Annotated in this window: 15 protein-coding genes; 10 read left to right on the top strand and 5 right to left on the bottom strand. The window is 64.4% G+C overall.

Features of this window, described 5'->3' with window-relative positions; all coding sequences use genetic code 11:
* Positions 1-95: 95 nt before the first annotated feature.
* Positions 96-896 carry a class II glutamine amidotransferase gene (locus KVT37_RS08720; RefSeq protein WP_217571707.1) on the bottom strand — a complete coding sequence of 267 codons (801 nt, stop codon included), beginning with the start codon at positions 894-896 and terminating at the stop codon, positions 96-98.
* Between the two features lie 16 nt (positions 897-912).
* Entirely contained in the window at positions 913-1,167 is a 255-nt protein-coding gene (locus tag KVT37_RS08715) for a DUF6356 family protein (protein ID WP_112128153.1), read from the bottom strand.
* Between the two features lie 115 nt (positions 1,168-1,282).
* Between KVT37_RS08715 and KVT37_RS08710 the strand changes: the two genes are divergently transcribed.
* From KVT37_RS08710 to KVT37_RS08690, 5 genes are all read left to right on the top strand, one after another.
* Entirely contained in the window at positions 1,283-1,753 is a 471-nt protein-coding gene (locus tag KVT37_RS08710) for an Lrp/AsnC family transcriptional regulator (protein WP_217571705.1), read from the top strand.
* 90 nt (positions 1,754-1,843) lie between these two features.
* The gene (gene dut / locus KVT37_RS08705; RefSeq protein ID WP_217571704.1) at positions 1,844-2,329 is read left to right on the top strand and encodes a dUTP diphosphatase; all 486 of its coding nucleotides are present in this window, start codon (positions 1,844-1,846) and stop codon (positions 2,327-2,329) included.
* The gene (locus KVT37_RS08700; RefSeq protein ID WP_217571702.1) at positions 2,330-2,989 is read left to right on the top strand and encodes an HAD family phosphatase; all 660 of its coding nucleotides are present in this window, start codon (positions 2,330-2,332) and stop codon (positions 2,987-2,989) included. It abuts the gene before it with no gap.
* A 72-nt stretch (positions 2,990-3,061) separates the two neighbouring features.
* The gene (locus KVT37_RS08695) at positions 3,062-3,916 is read left to right on the top strand and encodes a hypothetical protein (protein WP_217571700.1); all 855 of its coding nucleotides are present in this window, start codon (positions 3,062-3,064) and stop codon (positions 3,914-3,916) included.
* A gap of 79 nt (positions 3,917-3,995) precedes the next feature.
* Positions 3,996-4,799: an isocitrate lyase/phosphoenolpyruvate mutase family protein gene (locus tag KVT37_RS08690; protein ID WP_217571698.1), complete on the top strand. Its 804-nt coding sequence runs from the start codon at positions 3,996-3,998 to the stop codon at positions 4,797-4,799.
* A 12-nt stretch (positions 4,800-4,811) separates the two neighbouring features.
* Here the strand turns inward: KVT37_RS08690 and KVT37_RS08685 are convergent, their stop codons facing one another.
* Positions 4,812-5,507 (bottom strand): sulfate transporter family protein, encoded by a 696-nt coding sequence (locus KVT37_RS08685; RefSeq protein ID WP_217571696.1) that lies wholly within the window; start codon positions 5,505-5,507, stop codon positions 4,812-4,814.
* A 128-nt stretch (positions 5,508-5,635) separates the two neighbouring features.
* Entirely contained in the window at positions 5,636-6,547 is a 912-nt protein-coding gene (locus KVT37_RS08680; protein WP_217571694.1) for a DMT family transporter, read from the bottom strand.
* A 272-nt stretch (positions 6,548-6,819) separates the two neighbouring features.
* On the opposite strand from KVT37_RS08680, the gene KVT37_RS08675 reads away from it, so the two are divergent.
* From KVT37_RS08675 to KVT37_RS08665, 3 genes are all read left to right on the top strand, one after another.
* Entirely contained in the window at positions 6,820-7,812 is a 993-nt protein-coding gene (locus KVT37_RS08675; protein ID WP_217571692.1) for an adenosine kinase, read from the top strand.
* 376 nt (positions 7,813-8,188) lie between these two features.
* Positions 8,189-8,887 (top strand): antitoxin Xre/MbcA/ParS toxin-binding domain-containing protein, encoded by a 699-nt coding sequence (locus KVT37_RS08670; RefSeq protein ID WP_217571683.1) that lies wholly within the window; start codon positions 8,189-8,191, stop codon positions 8,885-8,887.
* A gap of 378 nt (positions 8,888-9,265) precedes the next feature.
* On the top strand, positions 9,266-10,429 hold the full coding sequence (locus KVT37_RS08665) for a porin (protein WP_217571681.1): 1,164 nt from the start codon (positions 9,266-9,268) through the stop codon (positions 10,427-10,429).
* 85 nt (positions 10,430-10,514) lie between these two features.
* Here the strand turns inward: KVT37_RS08665 and KVT37_RS08660 are convergent, their stop codons facing one another.
* The gene (locus tag KVT37_RS08660; protein WP_217571679.1) at positions 10,515-12,794 is read right to left on the bottom strand and encodes an NADP-dependent malic enzyme; all 2,280 of its coding nucleotides are present in this window, start codon (positions 12,792-12,794) and stop codon (positions 10,515-10,517) included.
* 242 nt (positions 12,795-13,036) lie between these two features.
* Here KVT37_RS08660 and mutS point away from each other — a divergent pair, with 242 nt between their 5' ends.
* Complete coding sequence (gene mutS, locus KVT37_RS08655; RefSeq protein WP_217571677.1) at positions 13,037-15,778, top strand: DNA mismatch repair protein MutS; 2,742 nt, start codon at positions 13,037-13,039, stop codon at positions 15,776-15,778.
* A 75-nt stretch (positions 15,779-15,853) separates the two neighbouring features.
* Positions 15,854-16,318, top strand: coding sequence for a nuclear transport factor 2 family protein (locus KVT37_RS08650; RefSeq protein WP_217571675.1), 465 nt, complete (start codon positions 15,854-15,856; stop codon positions 16,316-16,318).
* Positions 16,319-16,323 lie beyond the last annotated feature (5 nt).

Genomic DNA, 16,323 nt, shown 5'->3' with positions numbered 1-16,323 from the left:
GCTGTTGCCGCTCAGCACGAAAATGGCGGACTGCTGCACGGCTTCAAGCCGAGTTGATCACCGGGAAGCCAGCGGTGCTTGATCGAAATTGCGGCTCAGCCCGCCAGCGCCAGCGGAGCCGCTGCCGGCGCAAATGGCCAGATGCTGGTGCCATCCCTCGTCATGGTGACGAAGCTCGAGGGCGGGATCGCCTGCCATTCACCACCGTCGCGGTCGAAGGGTTCGGAGACGATGCAATGGCCGGCGCGCCTGGCGAAGGCGCCGGCATAGAGCGTCGGCGCATGGTCGTCGGTGGCGTAACGCACGGCGTAGAGCGTTTCGCCATCGGAAAAGGCCGCGGTCAGTTTCAATGCCGGTTCGATGCCGGCGCGGCGCGCGGCCTCGACAACCCGGCCGGTCGCGCGCGCGACCGCGCCTTGCGGGTCGGTCGCCAGCCCCTGGTCGATCATCAGCAGGAAAAAGAGCTCTGAATCGGTGGTGCCTTCGCGCTGGTCGAAGACGTCGTCGGAAAGCGAGTTTTCCAGCGCGCGGCGGATCTTTTCGAAGCCGCCGATCTGGCCGTTATGCATGAACGACCAGCGCCCGGAGATAAAGGGATGGCAGTTCATGCGGCTGGTGGCGCCGCCGGTCGAGGCGCGTACGTGAGCGAGGAACAAGCCGGATTTGATCTGCCGGCACAGGCTTTTCAGATTGGGATCGGACCACGCCGGCAGGATGTCGCGATAAAGGCCGGGCTCAGGCCGGTCGCCATACCAGGCCAGACCAAAACCGTCGCCATTGGTCGGCGACTTGGCTTCCTGGGCGCAGTGGCTCTGGGCAATCAGCGAATGGCAGGGCGCGGTGATGATGTCTTCGAGGAAGACCGCTTCACCGAGATAGGCCGCCCACCGGCACATCGCTTTCCACCATCTATCAGGCGCGATCCATCAGAGCCGCCGGCTCCTTGACCGCATGTGAGCCTCGGTTGTGCGTGCGCTCATAGAGCTCGCGAACAATTCGGCTCGCCGTAGTTTCGAACAGAAATGGCAAGAAAGCGTGAACGAGCGCGGCGCCCGCCGCCATCGACAGGCGCGAACAGAACCAGGCGGCAAAGGCCATGTGGCCGAAATAGGTCTCGCCGACCTTCTCCGGGTGAGCGGTGAACAGTGCCGTAAGCCGTGTCGTCATGGTGATCCCTCCTGCCGGGATGAGCCCCGATGGTGAGTATCTTGCCACATGGCTTTGGTTCATCGGTCCCAAATCGTCCTTGCTTTTGGCTATCTGATGGGACATTCATCCCAATATGGCGACCGATATTGATGAGATTGATCGAAGATTGCTGGCCGAGCTGCAGCGCGACGGCACGCTTTCGGTCGACCAGTTGTCGGAGCGGGTGGCGCTGTCGCGCAATGCCTGCTGGCGACGCGTCAAGCGGTTGGAGGAGGATGGCGTCATCACCGGCCGCGTCGCGCTGGTCGATGCCGACAAGCTCGGCCTCGGCCTCTCCGTCTTCATTCTGATCCGCACCTCCAACCACGACCCGGACTGGCTGCAGAAATTCCGCGCGGCGGTGACCGGCTTTGCCGAGATCACCGGCGTTTACCGCATGTCGGGCGACCTCGACTATGTGCTGAGGGCCCGCGTCGCCGACGTGAAGGCCTATGACAGGCTCTACCAACGGCTGATCGCCAAGGTGGCGCTGTCGGATGTCTCGGCCTCCTTCGTCATGGAGGAGATCAAGGAGACGACCGTGGTGCCGGTGGAACTGCGCTGAGGTCGCTGAGACCGGACACCAAAGAAAAGCCGTTGATAGGCCTATGCCAGAGTTGACCGAATCGGGATTCGCGCCGATAGGAATGCGCTCATGCGCACGGCTGTCCATTCTTCCTCCGTCATCGGCCCCACCGTCGGTTTCGTCAGGCTTCCGCATGGCGAGGGCCTGCCCCTGCCGGCCTATGAGAGCGCGGGCGCGGCGGGCATGGATTTGCGGGCCGCGGTGCCGGAAGACCGGCCGCTGCTCATCCTGCCTGGAAAGCGGGCACTGGTTCCGACCGGACTCGTCCTGGAAATCCCCGAAGGCATGGAAGGTCAGGTGAGGCCGCGCTCCGGCCTTGCCTTCAAGCATGGCCTCACCGTCCTCAACTCGCCCGGCACGGTCGACAGCGACTATCGTGGCGAGGTGAAGGTGCTGCTCGTCAATCTCGGCGACGAGGATTTCTCGGTGACGCGCGGCATGCGCATCGCCCAGATCGTCTTCGCCACCGTGACCCAGGTTACGGTCGAGGAGCGCGCGCTGGCCGGCGGCACGACGCGCGGCGCAGGCGGTTTCGGATCGACCGGCACCGCTTGAATGGCAATACCTAAGCTCGTTATTTTCGACTGTGACGGGGTTCTGGTCGATACGGAAAACCTTGCCAATCGGCGCCTCGCCGAATGGCTGAGCGCCGCCGGTTTTGCGACCAGCTTCGAATATTGCCGCAAGCATTTTTCCGGCCGCAGCATGGTCTCGGTGCAGAAAGAGATCGAAGAGACGACAGAGGCCCGCCTCGGCGCCGACTTCGTCGATCGCTGGAATGCCGGCCTGCCGGATCTCTTTTCGCATGGTGTCGAGGCGATCCCCCATGTGCGGGAGTTCGTCGAGGCCGTCCGCGCGGCCGGCATCGCCTATTGCGTCGCCTCCTCGGCGCGGGTCTCGAAGATGCACATCACGCTCGGCCAGACCGGGCTGCTGCCGCTGTTCGAGCACGCCATGTTCTCGGCCACCATGGTCAGCCGCGGCAAGCCGTTCCCGGACCTCTTCCTGCATGCGGCCAAGACGATGGGTTTTGCGCCGGCCGACTGTATCGTCATTGAGGACAGCGTCGCCGGAACGCAGGCCGGCATTGCCGCCGGCATGCGGGTGTTCTCCTACCATGCCGATCCGCTCTCCGACCGCGACGGCCTGGCTGCGGCCGGTGGTATTCTGTTCGACGACATGCGCGAACTGGCCAGGTTGGTGCCGGTCCTTTGATCCGGCACTCGGCTTTACGGCGAAATCTTCCGTGCTAGCCTGTAGCCGTCAGACAGCCGGCGGCTCCCACGCATGAAATCGACCCTGCTTCGCCTCGCATTCGCTCTTTCGCTTCTGTTCTGGCTATTGGCTACGGCAACCGCGGAAGAGGTCACCTTTCCGGACCTTGGCAGCGCCATCTCGGGCCACAAGGACGTCACCTATCTCGATCTCGCCAGGATGGTCTTCCCCGACCTGGCATCGAACGCCGACGGGCTCTACCACGGCACCTTGCCGATCGAGATGCGCCACATCGAGGGTCCGGACAGCGGTGGCTCGCCACCCGAGACATCGAGCCTGCCCAATGCCGCCGTGCTTGCCATCAAGGCCGGCGGTAAGGACCGGCTGACCATGCTGTTCGATCTTGGCGACTCTCCCGACAGCGCCGAGGGCTATGCGGTGCTGGCGCTCTACGATCTGACCGGCAAGCCGGCGCTGCTCGACGCGGTCAATGTCGCCCTCGACCGCAGCACCTATTTCCGCGAACCAAACAAGCTTTCGGTGGGCGCCGGTGACGATGTGCTCATCACCATGAGCACGCATTTCAATTCGAGCCAGGGCTATGTGATCACGCCGCTGATCATGGTGCGCAACGACAAGTTCGAGCTGATCGACTTGATCTACACGTTCGACGAAAGACTGTGCGCCTACAGCCGCAAGCAGGACGTCGCTTTCCGCACCATTGCGGGCGGGCAGCCGTATGCAGCCTTCAAGGTCACGGTGACCGACGCCACGATACCGAGCGGGGACAGCTGCGACGATGCGCCACCGAAGGCGTCATCGAAAGATATCTCCGTCACCTACCGTTGGGACAAGAAAACGTCGCGCTACGTGGCGAATTCAAACGCCCTCAAACGTTTGTCAGCAGAGAACGAGAAACGCTTCTGATCCAAGCGCATTCGTTTGCCCGCTTCGAGCGGCCGCGATAAATTCCTCTCACAACCCCGCTCGTGATTGAGGACCCGCCATGGACAAGGGTAAGATTTTTCGTGACCTGCATGCCTCCACCTTCGTCATGCCCAACCCCTGGGATGTCGGCACGACCAAGCTTCTGGGCTCGTTCGGCTTCAAGGCGCTGGCGACGACCAGCGCCGGTTTCGCCTTCTCACGCGGCCTGCCGGACGGCGGCGTGACCTTCGAGGCAATGATCCACCATTGCCGCGAGGTGACGGCGGCGACCGACCTGCCGGTGTCGGCCGATCTCGAACGCGGCAAGGGCGACAGCGCCGAACAGGCGGCCGAGACCATTTTCGCGGCCGAAGCCGCCGGCCTCGCCGGCTGTTCAATTGAGGACCACACCGGCGATGCCGCCAATCCGATCTATGATTTCTCGCACGCCGTCGAGCGCGTCGCCGCCGCCGTCGAGGCGGCCCGGGCGCTCAAGCGCGATTTCGTCTTCACCGCGCGGGCCGAGAATTTCCTGTGGGGCAAGACCGATCTCGACGACACCATCAAGCGGCTGCAGGCCTTCGAGAAAGCCGGCGCCGACGTGCTTTATGCGCCGGGCATCGGCGACGTCGAGACGGTGCGCACGATCTGCTCGTCGGTGAGCCGGCCGGTCAACGTGATGGCGCGGCCGGGCTTCACCGTCGCCGACCTCGCCACGGCCGGCGTCAAGCGCGTATCGCTCGGGCCGTGGCTGACCAACTACGCTTATGGCATGCTGGAGAGTGCGGCGCGCGAAATCCAGCAGGATGGCACGTTCGGCTTCACTCGCGCGGCGATGCCGTTCGGCAAGCTGCAGGCGCTGTTCGGCAAGAACGGAGACTGACCAGGAATTGGGTCATGCCGGCTGCCGCGCCGACACCGCCTTGTGCAGGTGCACCATCATGGCGGCCGCGAATAGCGGCGTCAGCAGGTTGAGCAGCGGTACGGCGAGGAACACGGCGATGACCAATCCGGCCAGGAACACCGTGCCGGCATATTTGCGGCGCAGCGCCTTGGCCTCCGCCTCGGGGCGAAACCGCATGGCGGCGAATTCGAAGAATTCCCGGCCAAGCAGATAGCCGTTGACGACGAAGAAGGCGGCGATGTTTATGCCCGGCACCAGAAGCAAAAGCAGCGCCACGATGTTGCCGAGGACGACCACGCCGAAGAACTTGATCGCCAGCACAAGCGAATGCAGCGCCGGCACGGGTTTGCCGGGCGGATCGCTAGGGTAGTCGGTACGCTCGACCACTTCGGCGACGTCGTCGAGGAACAGACCGGCGACGATCGCCGTCACCGGCGCGATGAGCAAGGCCATGCCTACTGCCAGAACGATGCCGGCGATGATGGCGCTGAGCCATCCGGCCCAGGACGGCAGGCCCGGCAGCAGGCTCTGCAGCCACGGCCAGGCCAGCCATTCGAGCAGGCTCTCCAGACCGACCCACAACGCCAGCAGGGCGAGCAGCGTCAGCCCCAGCGTCTTCAGGAAGACGGAGCGGAATTCAGGCGAGAACAGCCTGCTGGCGGCGGCGCGGGCGGCGTCCAGGATCACGGCGGGTGCAGACCCCTCAACGAGAAACGACGCCCCCGACATAGGCGGCGACGGCGGCCGGCGCAACTGTTGCGCCAGCTGAGAGAGGTCCATCAGAGGCTATGGCAAAGGGCCCGAGTCCAACCGTTTCACGCCTTTCCTGGGATTGCCCTGACCCGCCGGGCGGGAATGGTCATGGCCGCGACGCCGGCGACGACAAAGCCCATGCCGACCCAGGCCGCCGGCCCCAGGCTCTCGCCGAGGAAGACGGCGCCGATGCCGACGCCGATCGGCACGCGCAGATAGGCCTGCGAGGTGGTGCCGACCGAGCCCAGCGTGTGGATCAGGCGAAAGAAGATCGAGAAGGCGAGCGCGGTGGAGAAGATCGACAGGCCGAGCAAGGCCAGGATCGACGCGCTCGACGGCGCCAATGTCCAGGGCCTGTCAAAGACGAGGCTCAGCGGAATCAGGATCGCGGCGCCGCAGATCATCGAACCGGCCGCGGGCACCATCGGGTCCAGTCCCTTGAAGTTGCGACCGAATATGGCAGCGCCCGCATAGCAGATGGTGGCGGCGACGACGGCAAGCTGCGCCCATAATTGATGGCCGATGCCGTCCAGCGCCCCGGTCCCGACGATCAGGCATATGCCGGCAATTCCGGCGCCGACGCCGACCAGCTTGCGCGATGTGACCGGCTCATGGCGGGTGATCAGCGCCGTCAGCAGGAAGGTGAAAATCGGCGACGTCGCGTTGAGGATGGTAGCTAGGCCGGCATCGATCGAACGCTCGGCGGCGGCGATCAGCGTGAACGGGATGACGCTGTTGAGGCATGCCTGGAACATGAAGCGGCGCCAGTTCAGCGCGTCCCGCGGCATGGCGAGGCCGCGCCAGCGGATGATGGCCAAAAGGATGCAGCCGGCGATTAGAGTGCGACCGGCAATGAAGCTTATCGGTGGGATCGTCTCGACGCCGATCTTGATGAAGGTGTAGGAGGCGCCCCACAGCACCGCGAGGAAGCCGAGCAGCGCCAGTTCGGTGGTTATTTCGGTCTTTTCGGACATTGGTGGTCGGCGCCTTCAGCCTGGAACGGTCCGCTTCTAGCTCGTGACGCGGCGGAAATGTTTCGATCGCGGTGGAACGATAGCCGCCAACACTTCAACTGGGATGGGCCAGTCAAGTGCGAACGCTGCCGCAGCCGGCGAACAGTCGGCGTCAACGCCGGCATCGTGGAAGGCAGCGGCGATTTTCGGGGTAGGCAAAACAGTGCCAACTCGCTAGACCCGCGCCCGGCCGGCATGCCAGATAGCCGGGTGGTTCCTTGGCGGAGATTTTGATGCCGGAATATGACGTGCTTTGCATCGGCAATGCCATTGTCGACATCATCGCGCAATGCGACGAGGCCTTTCTCGAAACCAACGGCATCATCAAGGGCGCGATGAACCTCATCGACGCCAAGCGCGCCGAACTGCTCTACAGCCGCATGGGCCCGGCGATCGAGGCTTCCGGCGGCAGCGCCGGCAACACCGCGGCCGGCGTCGCCAGCCTCGGCGGACGGGCCGCCTTCTTCGGCAAGGTGTCGAAGGACGCGCTGGGCGAAATCTACACGCACGACATCCAGGCGCAGGGCGTGGCCTTCGATACCGGGCCGCTCGAGGGCGAGCCGCCGACGGCGCGCTCGATGATCTTCGTCACGCCAGACGGCGAGCGTTCGATGAACACCTATCTCGGCGCCTGCGTCGAGCTCGGCCCGGAGGATGTCGAGGCCGACAAGGCGGCCGGCGCCAAGGTGACCTATTTCGAGGGTTATCTGTGGGATCCGCCACGCGCCAAGGAAGCCATCCGCCAGACGGCGAAGCTGGCGCATGCGGCGGGCCGCGAAGTGTCGATGACGCTGTCGGACTCATTCTGCGTCGACCGCTATCGCGACGAGTTTCTCGAGCTGATGCGTTCGGGCACCGTCGACATCGTCTTTGCCAACAGCCACGAGATCAAGTCGCTCTACCAGACCGCTTCCTTCGAGGAGGCGCTCGCCGCCATCCGCAAGGATTGCAGAATAGCCGCTGTCACCCGTTCCGAGAAAGGCTCGGTCATCGTGCGCGGCGACGAGACCGTCATCATCGAGGCGACGAAGATCAAGGAACTGGTCGACACGACCGGCGCCGGCGATCTCTATGCCGCCGGCTTCCTTTTCGGCTACACGACCGGGCGCAGCCTCAAGGATTGCGGCGATCTCGGCTCGCTGGCCGCCGGGCTGGTGATCCAGCAGATCGGCCCGCGCCCGCGCCAGAGTTTGCGCCAGGAGGCCGAGCAGGCCGGGCTGCTTTAAGGTTTCTTACCTCTCCCCTTGTGGGAGAGGTCAGATTGCCCCGATTTGTCCTTACAAATCGGATGGCAATCCGGGTGAGGGGTAGGCAGCGCCAAGCTGGAGCACCCCTCATCCGTCTCGGCGCTGCGCGCCGAGCCACCTTCTCCCACAAGGGGAGAAGGAAGAACACTGGTTGTCGCGTCCCTGTCACAGAGCGCTCCTACACGCAGGATGGGCGTTCCGCGACTGACATTTCGGCACGCCGAACCAGGGGTGTGAAGATGCGAGCCAGCAACCTGCCGGGCCGCGGCGTCCGTTGCCGCCGCAAATCTTGCTTTCCGAGATAGAATTTCAATCGCCGGCGCCTGGGGAGGGGCGCGGGCCACAAGACGAACGCATGACCAGATTTCAGACCCCGCCCGAGGGGATTTCGCAAGAGACCCTGGCAGACCTGGTGACCGAAGCCGTGCAGCAGGCATTGATGCAGCACGGTGTCCTGCTGGATGCCCAGGCCCTGGTTTCAGCCAGTGTGCTCGCCGGCAGCGTGGCGGCCGCCCTCCCCTTCCTGCCGCAGACGCAGCGCGTTGCAATCGACTCATTCAAGGGCGACTGGACCGCGCTTGTCTCCGAATTCTTCCGCACGATGCCGGGCAGAATCGCGAGCGCGGATTCACCTGTGCCCGATCAGGCTTCCGAGCGCATGCCGCCGAAGGCAGGAAGGCCCCAGAGCATCGCGGAACGTGCCGCCGATCTCCAGTCGATGCTGATCGAGGACTGGGCCGGCGAGGTCGCGGGCTCGACCTATCTTGAAGAGAAGCTCCGTATTCCGCGCTCGACGCTGCATCGCTGGCAAAGGCGGGGCGAGGTCGTGGCGCTGCGCAAGGGCGGCCGCAAGCATGTCTTCCCGCTGGCCCAGTTCATCGACGGCAGGCCGGTTCCGGGCATAAGCGAGGTGCTGTCGGCGATCACCAATCCGAGGCTGGCCTGGTTCTGGCTGACCCGGCCCTCGCCCGAGCTCGAAGGCCGCATCCCCATCGAGATGTTGCGGGAAGACATGGTCGAGGATGTGCTCCACGCCGCACGCACGCTATCCTGACCCTGGCTTCAGGAGTCGATTTTTCCGCATTCGTTCGCAGTTTTAGAAATTTATTCGGCAAATCATCCGTCATAAAACTGTAATAATTGGCACATTTGGCACATTATGCAGTTTTTTGGCCGTTTCGATTGTACTTATTGTTCAGAATGTCCCATCTTTGCAGATATGTGACGTGATATTTGGGCAACAAGACTTCCAGAAGAGTCGAAAAGCCGCCTTTCCGACACAATCTCTGTTGTGCGCGCCCACCGATTAGGCCATGTCCAAGGCGAAGAAGCGGCGCCGGTGCGCGTACTTTTTCAACGATGGGGACGGGGGTGGCAAAAGCCGAATGGCATGTCAGGCCTGTCTTGAACCTTTGACTGGAGATTCAAGAAAATGAACATCAAGAGCCTTCTACTCGGCTCCGCTGCGGCTCTGATCGCAGTTTCGGGCGCCCGTGCCGCCGACGCGGTGACCGTCGCCGAGCCGGAACCGGCCGAATATGTCAAGATCTGCGACGTCTATGGCTCGGGCTACTTCTACATTCCCGGCACCGAGACCTGCCTGCGCATCGGCGGCTATCTGCGCTACGACATGGGCGTAGGCGACGCCGGCACGCTGGATGGCGTCAACAACGTCCAGGACCACATGGACGGTGATCGCCACGACACCTACTACAAGAACATGCGCTTCACGCTGCGGACCTATACAGGTCAGGAAACCGAGCTCGGCACGCTGAAGACCTTCACCGAGACCCGCTTCCAGTTCGGCAACTCCTCTGGCGACTATGATAACCAGTTCCCCGGCTCGGGCTGGCAGGCTGGCAACAAGGGCACCACGCTCAACTTCGCCTGGATCCAGCTCGGCGGCCTGCGCGTCGGTAAGGATGAAACGGCCTATGACCAGTTCATCGGATACGCCGGCAACGTCATCCAGGACACCATCATCCCGTACGGCATCAAGGACACCAACGTCGTCCAGTACAATTTCGACGCGGGCAACGGCATCACCGGCGTCGTCTCGCTCGAAGAAGGCACCGGCATCAACTCGATCGACAGCTATGTTCCGCATGTCGTCGGCGGCCTGAAGTACAAGGGCGACTGGGGCGCGATCACCGGCGTCGTGGCCTATGACAGCAACTACGAGGAAGTCTCCGGCAAGGTTCGCCTGGACGTCAACGTCACCAAGGAACTGACGCTGTTCGTCATGGGCGGCTACGGCACCGACGATAACTCCAAGGACGACGTCAACAACAATATCGACGTCCACGGCCGCACCCAGTACAAGCCGTGGGGCGGCAACTGGGCCGTCTGGGGTGGCGGCACTTACAAGTTCAACGACAAGACCGCGTTCAACGTCCAGGCTTCGGCCGACGACGACAAGAATTACGCTCTCGCCGCGAACATCGCCTACACGATCGTGCCTGGCTTCACGGTCACGACCGAAGTTGATTGGGATCACTACGGCAATTTCGGCAATCCCTCCATCTACGGCAACTGGACCAAGGCCAACAAGAAAGACAGCGTCGGCGGCATCGTCCGCTTCCAGCGCAATTTCTGATCGAACCTCACAAGCTGAAAAGAAGGCCCGCGGCATCACCGCGGGCCTTCTGCTTTTCAGTTCGCCGAAGGGTTGCGACGGCCGCTCAATTCCCCGCCGTATAAGCCGCGATCGCCGCCATGTTGACGATGTCGCTATCCTTGGCGTTCAACGACACGATCTGCACCGGCTTGTTCAGGCCGACCAGCAGCGGGCCGATGACGGTCGAGCCGCCGAGCTCCTGCAGCATCTTGGTCGAGATCGAGGCCGAGTGGAACGCCGGCATGATCAGGACATTGGCCGGGCCGGTCAGGCGGATGAACGGATATTGCGCCATGGCGCGCGGATTCAGCGCCACGTCGGCGGCCATCTCGCCGTCATACTCGAAATCGACGCGGCGCTTGTCGAGGATGCGCACCGCTTCCTGGACGCGCTCGGAGCGCTCGCCCTGTGGATGGCCGAAGGTCGAGTAGGCGAGCATGGCAAGCCTCGGCTCGTAGCCCATGCGGCGGGCAAAGCCGGCCGCCTCCTCGGCGATGTCGGCGATCTGCTCGGCGTTCGGCATGTCGTGCACGGCAGTGTCGGCGACCAGCACCGTCCTGCCGCGCGCGAGCACGATCGAGACGCCGATGACGCGGTGGCCGGGCTTGGCGTCGATGATGCGGCGCACGTCGTCGAGCGCGGTGGAATAGTTGCGGGTGACGCCGGTGACGATGCCGTCGGCATCGCCCAGCGCCACCATGCAGGCGGCGAAATGGTTGCGGTCGTTGTTGATCAGCCGCTGGCAGTCGCGGAACAGGAAACCCTTCCGCTGCATGCGCTCGTAGAGATAGTCGGTGTAGATGCCGTTGCGGCGCGACAGGCGGGCGTTGATGATCTCCAGGCCCTGCTTGTTCAAGTCGATGCCGGCGTTGCGGGCATTGTCCTTGATGACGTCGTCGCGGCCGAGCAGGATAGCGGTGCCGAGCCGCTGGTTCACATAGGAGACGGCGGCGCGCATCACCTGCTCCTCCTCGCCCTCGGCGAAGACGATGCGCTTGGGCTGGCGGCGCACGCGGTCGTAGATGCGCTGCAAGGTCGAGGCGATCGGGTCGCGGCGGGCGGACAGTTCCTGCGCATAGCGGTCGAGATCGAGGATCGGCTTGCGGGCGACCCCGGATTCCATCGCGGCCTTGGCCACCGCCAGCGGGATCGCCGAGATCAGGCGCGGATCGAACGGCACCGGGATGATGTAGTTGGGGCCGAATTTCGGCCGGTTGCCCTGATAGGCGGCGGCGACATCGTCCGGCACGTCCTGGCGCGCCAGCTCGGCCAGGGCGCGGGCCGCGGCGATCTTCATGTCGTCATTGATGGTGGTGGCGCGCACGTCGAGCGCGCCACGGAAGATATAGGGGAAGCCCAGCACATTGTTGACCTGGTTCGGATAGTCCGAGCGGCCGGTGGCCATGATGGCGTCGGTGCGGATCTCGGCCACTTCCTCCGGCGTGATCTCCGGATCGGGGTTGGCCATGGCGAAGATGATCGGGTTCTTCGCCATCGACTGCACCATGGCGGTGGTGAGCGCCCCTTTGGCGGACAGGCCGAGGAAGACGTCGCAGCCCTCCAGCGCCTCGGCCAGGCTGCGCGCCTCGGTCTTGACCGCATGCGCCGACTTCCACTGGTTCATGCCTTCGGTACGGCCCTGATAGACGACGCCCTTGGTGTCGCACAGGATGACGTTTTCCGGCGCAAAGCCCATCGCCTTCATCAGTTCGATGCAGGCGATGCCGGCGGCGCCCGCACCATTGCAGACCATCTTGGTGGTCTTCATGTCGCGGCCGGTGACCTCCAGCGCGTTGATCAAACCGGCGGCCGAGATGATGGCGGTGCCGTGCTGGTCGTCGTGGAAGACGGGGATGTCCATCAGCTCGCGCAGCCGCTGCTCGATGATGAAGCATTCCGGCGCCTTGATATCCTCGAGATTGATGCCGCCGAAGGACGGCCCGAGGAAGCGCACGCAGTTGATGAACTCGTCGGCATCCTCGGTATCGACCTCGAGGTCGATGGAATCGACGTCGGCGAAGCGCTTGAACAACACCGACTTGCCTTCCATCACCGGCTTCGAGGCCAGCGCGCCGAGATTGCCGAGGCCGAGGATGGCGGTGCCGTTGGAGATGACGGCGACCATGTTGCCGCGCGTCGTATAGTCGAAGGCGCGGCTCGGATCCTCGGCGATGGCGCGCACGGGGACGGCGACGCCCGGCGAATAGGCGAGGCTCAGATCGCGTTGCGTCGCCATCGGCTTGGTGGCGACGATCTCCAGCTTGCCGGGCCGCCCCATGGCGTGGAATTCCAGCGCCTCCTCGGGACTGACGGAGGGTCCGCTGCTTTCGGTTTTCCTGGCCATGATGCTTTCGATTTCCTCGCCCTGCACGGCACCGCTTGAATGGATGCTTCCTTTTGGGATTTCAGGACTAAGGCTACAGGCGGCAGCTGTAAACCGGCAAGCCCGGCAAAGCTCATTCAATGTGGATGCGGTTACTCCGGCTTGGCACCGCGACGGCACCTGGCAGCAGGGGCTGCTGGCTTTCCCCTGCTTTTCGAGCGGCCGGCATTAAACCCGGCTGGCCGATCTGCTAGCGTCCCGGCATGAACATGCACATGCCGACAGATATCGACGCCCAGGAGACGACGACGCCTTCGCCCGCCACGGGCGGCGTCACGCCGATGATGGAGCAATTCATCGAGATCAAGGCGGCAAACCCGGATTCGCTGCTGTTCTACCGCATGGGCGATTTCTACGAGCTGTTCTTCGACGACGCGGAGAAGGCGAGCCAGGCGCTCGGCATCGTCTTGACCAAGCGCGGCAAGCACCAGGGCCACGATATCCCGATGTGCGGCGTGCCGGTGCATGCCGCGGACGACTATCTGCAGAAGCTGATCGCGCAAGGATTTCGCGTCGCCGTCTGCGAGCAGATCGAGGATCCGGCCGAAGCCAAGAAACGCGGCTCCAAATCGGTTGTGCGGCGCGACGTGGTGCGGCTGGTCACGCCCGGCACCATCACCGAGGACAAGCTGCTCGCGCCCTCGGAATCGAGCTTCCTGATGGCGCTCGGCCGCGTCAAGGGGGGCGGTGCCGCGACCAGTCAGGCGAGCTTCGCCCTGGCATGGATCGACATTTCGACCGGCGCCTTCCGCGTCGCCGAGACGACGGCCGAGCGGCTGCTTGCCGATATCTTCCGCGTCGACCCCCGCGAATTGATCGTCGCCGAGCCGGTTTTCCACGATCCGGAGCTCAGGCCGGTGTTCGACGTGCTGGGCCGCGTCGCCAATCCGCAGCCGCCTTCGCTGTTCGATTCGGCTTCGGCCACAAGCCGCATCGCGCGCTTCTTCGAGGTCGCGACGCCCGACAGTTTCGGCACGTTCTCGCGCGCCGAGCTGTCGGCGATTTCCGGCACGATTGCCTATGTCGAAAAGACGCAGAAGGCCGAGCGCCCGCCCTTGTCGCGCCCCGAGCGCGAGGAGCAGGGCTCGACGCTGTTCATCGATCCGGCGACGCGCGCCAATCTGGAATTGCTGCGCACGTTGTCGGGCAGCCGCGACGGCTCGTTGTTCAAGGCGATCGACCGCACGGTGACCGGCGGCGGCGCGCGATTGCTGGCCGACCGGCTGATGGCGCCGCTGACCGATCCGGCGGCGATCGCGGCAAGGTTGGATTCGGTCTCCTTCTTCCGCTCCGAGACGCGGCTCTGCCAGGGCCTGCGGGCGAGCCTCAAAAGCGTCGCCGACATGCCGAGGGCGCTGTCCCGGCTGGCGCTCAACCGCGGCGGACCGCGCGATCTGGGAGCGCTGCGCGCCGGCTTCGAGGCGGCGGGCGCCATTGCCGAACTGTTCGCGGCAGCCGCCCTGCCCGCCGAGCTCACCGCCGCGCTTGCCGCGATCAGAGCCCTGCCCGAGGCGCTTGCCCGCCATCTCAGCGAAGCGCTCGACGACGAGTTGCCGCTGATCAGGCGCGACGGCGGCTTCGTGCGCTCGGGCTACAATACCGAGCTCGACGAGATGCGGGCGCTGCGCGACGAATCGCGCAAGGTGATCGCCGGGCTGGAGCGTTCGCTGATCGAGGAGACCGGCATCCGCTCGCTGAAGATCCGGCACAACAATGTGCTCGGCTATTACATCGAGGTGACCGCCAACCATCACTCGATCATGACCGGCAACGACGCCGCCAAGGCGCGCTTCATCCATCGCCAGACCATGGCCAACGCCATGCGCTTCACCACGACGGAACTGGCGGAGCTGGAATCGAAGATCGCCAACGCCGCCGACAAGGCGCTCGGCATCGAGCTCGCCGCCTTCGACCGGCTGACGGCGGAAGTGGTGAGTGCGGCGGACAGCATCCGCGCCGGCGCCGAGGCGCTTGCCGTTCTGGACGTCTCGGCGGCATTGGCGCTGCTTTCCGAAAGCGAAAGCTGGTGCCGGCCGCTGGTCGATGCCAGCCTCGCCTTCGAAATTGCCGGCGGGCGCCACCCGGTGGTCGAACAGGCGCTCAGGCGTTCCGGCGAAGGGCCCTTCGTCGCCAACGATTGCGACTTGTCGCCCGAGGGCGGCGCCAAGGCCGGCGCGATCTGGCTGCTCACCGGTCCGAATATGGGTGGTAAATCGACGTTCCTGAGGCAGAACGCGCTGATCGCCATCCTTGCCCAGACCGGCTCGTTCGTGCCGGCGCAAAGCGCCCATATCGGTGTCGTCGACCGCCTGTTCTCGCGCGTCGGCGCCTCCGACGATCTGGCGCGCGGCCGCTCGACCTTCATGGTCGAGATGGTGGAGACGGCGGCGATCCTCAACCAGGCCGGCGAGCGGGCGCTGGTCATCCTCGACGAGATCGGCCGCGGCACCGCGACCTTCGACGGGTTGTCGATCGCCTGGGCGGCGGTGGAATATCTGCATGAGAAGAACCGCTGCCGGGCGATCTTCGCCACGCATTTCCACGAGATGACCGCGCTTGCCGGCAAGCTGCCCCGGCTCGCCAACGTCACCATGCGTGTCAAGGAATGGGAGGGTGACGTCGTCTTCCTGCACGAGGTCGGCAAGGGTGCCGCCGACCGATCCTATGGCGTGCAGGTGGCGCGGCTCGCCGGCCTGCCGGAAGCGGTCGTGGCGCGCGCCAAGGAAGTGCTGCACCAGCTCGAGGAAGGCGAAGTTTCGGGCAAGACCAACCGCCTGGTCGACGACCTGCCGCTGTTTTCGGTGGCGGTGAAGCGGGAGGCGCCGAAGCCGGTGAAGAGCGATGCGCTGGGCGAAGCGCTCGGCGCGATCAATCCGGACGAGATGACGCCGCGCGAAGCGCTGGAGGCGCTCTATCGGCTGAAGGGGCTGGCGACCAAATCCTAGACCCAGCCCTGTGTTGACACATTGTACCAATCGGTACAATACTCCTGATCAGCAACTCACTGACAGGAGATCCCGATGAGCCGTCCGCCTTTGCCACCCTTCACGGCTGAAACCGCCGCGCAAAAGGCACGGCTGGCCGAGGATGCCTGGAACAGCCGCGATCCCGAAAGGGTTTCGCTCGCCTATACCGAGGACAGCGTCTGGCGGAACCGGGCCGAATTCGTCTCCGGCCGCGGCGAGATCGTCGGCTTCCTTACGCGCAAATGGGCGCGCGAGCTCGAATACCGCCTCATCAAGGAAGTGTGGACCTGGAACGACAACCGCATCGCGGTGCGCTTCGCCTATGAATGGCGCGACGACAGCGGCCACTGGTTCCGCTCCTACGGCAACGAGAACTGGGAATTCGACGAAGCCGGGCTGATGCGCCGCCGTGTTGCCAGCATCAACGATCTGCCGATCACTGAGCGCGAGCGGAAATATCATTGGCCGCTCGGGCGCCGGCCGGACGACCATCCCGGCCTTTCGGAACTCGGACTGTAGCGCCC

Origin of the sequence: Mesorhizobium sp. GbtcB19 (assembly GCF_019091085.1) — a bacterium.
GTDB lineage: Bacteria > Pseudomonadota > Alphaproteobacteria > Rhizobiales > Rhizobiaceae > Mesorhizobium.
Note: the sequence above shows the minus strand (reverse complement) of the source record. Positions and strands in the feature narration are given on the sequence as shown.

What these genes read in the sequence shown, in the direction of transcription:
- KVT37_RS08720 (WP_217571707.1), bottom strand. Translation starts at nt 896, where the DNA reads ATGTGCCGGTGGGCGGCCTATCTCGGTGAAGCGGTCTTCCTCGAAGAC.
- KVT37_RS08715 (WP_112128153.1), bottom strand. Translation starts at nt 1,167, where the DNA reads ATGACGACACGGCTTACGGCACTGTTCACCGCTCACCCGGAGAAGGTC.
- KVT37_RS08710 (WP_217571705.1), top strand. Translation starts at nt 1,283, where the DNA reads ATGGCGACCGATATTGATGAGATTGATCGAAGATTGCTGGCCGAGCTG.
- dut (WP_217571704.1), top strand. Translation starts at nt 1,844, where the DNA reads ATGCGCACGGCTGTCCATTCTTCCTCCGTCATCGGCCCCACCGTCGGT.
- KVT37_RS08700 (WP_217571702.1), top strand. Translation starts at nt 2,330, where the DNA reads ATGGCAATACCTAAGCTCGTTATTTTCGACTGTGACGGGGTTCTGGTC.
- KVT37_RS08695 (WP_217571700.1), top strand. Translation starts at nt 3,062, where the DNA reads ATGAAATCGACCCTGCTTCGCCTCGCATTCGCTCTTTCGCTTCTGTTC.
- KVT37_RS08690 (WP_217571698.1), top strand. Translation starts at nt 3,996, where the DNA reads ATGGACAAGGGTAAGATTTTTCGTGACCTGCATGCCTCCACCTTCGTC.
- KVT37_RS08680 (WP_217571694.1), bottom strand. Translation starts at nt 6,547, where the DNA reads ATGTCCGAAAAGACCGAAATAACCACCGAACTGGCGCTGCTCGGCTTC.
- KVT37_RS08675 (WP_217571692.1), top strand. Translation starts at nt 6,820, where the DNA reads ATGCCGGAATATGACGTGCTTTGCATCGGCAATGCCATTGTCGACATC.
- KVT37_RS08670 (WP_217571683.1), top strand. Translation starts at nt 8,189, where the DNA reads ATGACCAGATTTCAGACCCCGCCCGAGGGGATTTCGCAAGAGACCCTG.
- KVT37_RS08665 (WP_217571681.1), top strand. Translation starts at nt 9,266, where the DNA reads ATGAACATCAAGAGCCTTCTACTCGGCTCCGCTGCGGCTCTGATCGCA.
- KVT37_RS08660 (WP_217571679.1), bottom strand. Translation starts at nt 12,794, where the DNA reads ATGGCCAGGAAAACCGAAAGCAGCGGACCCTCCGTCAGTCCCGAGGAG.
- mutS (WP_217571677.1), top strand. Translation starts at nt 13,037, where the DNA reads ATGAACATGCACATGCCGACAGATATCGACGCCCAGGAGACGACGACG.
- KVT37_RS08650 (WP_217571675.1), top strand. Translation starts at nt 15,854, where the DNA reads ATGAGCCGTCCGCCTTTGCCACCCTTCACGGCTGAAACCGCCGCGCAA.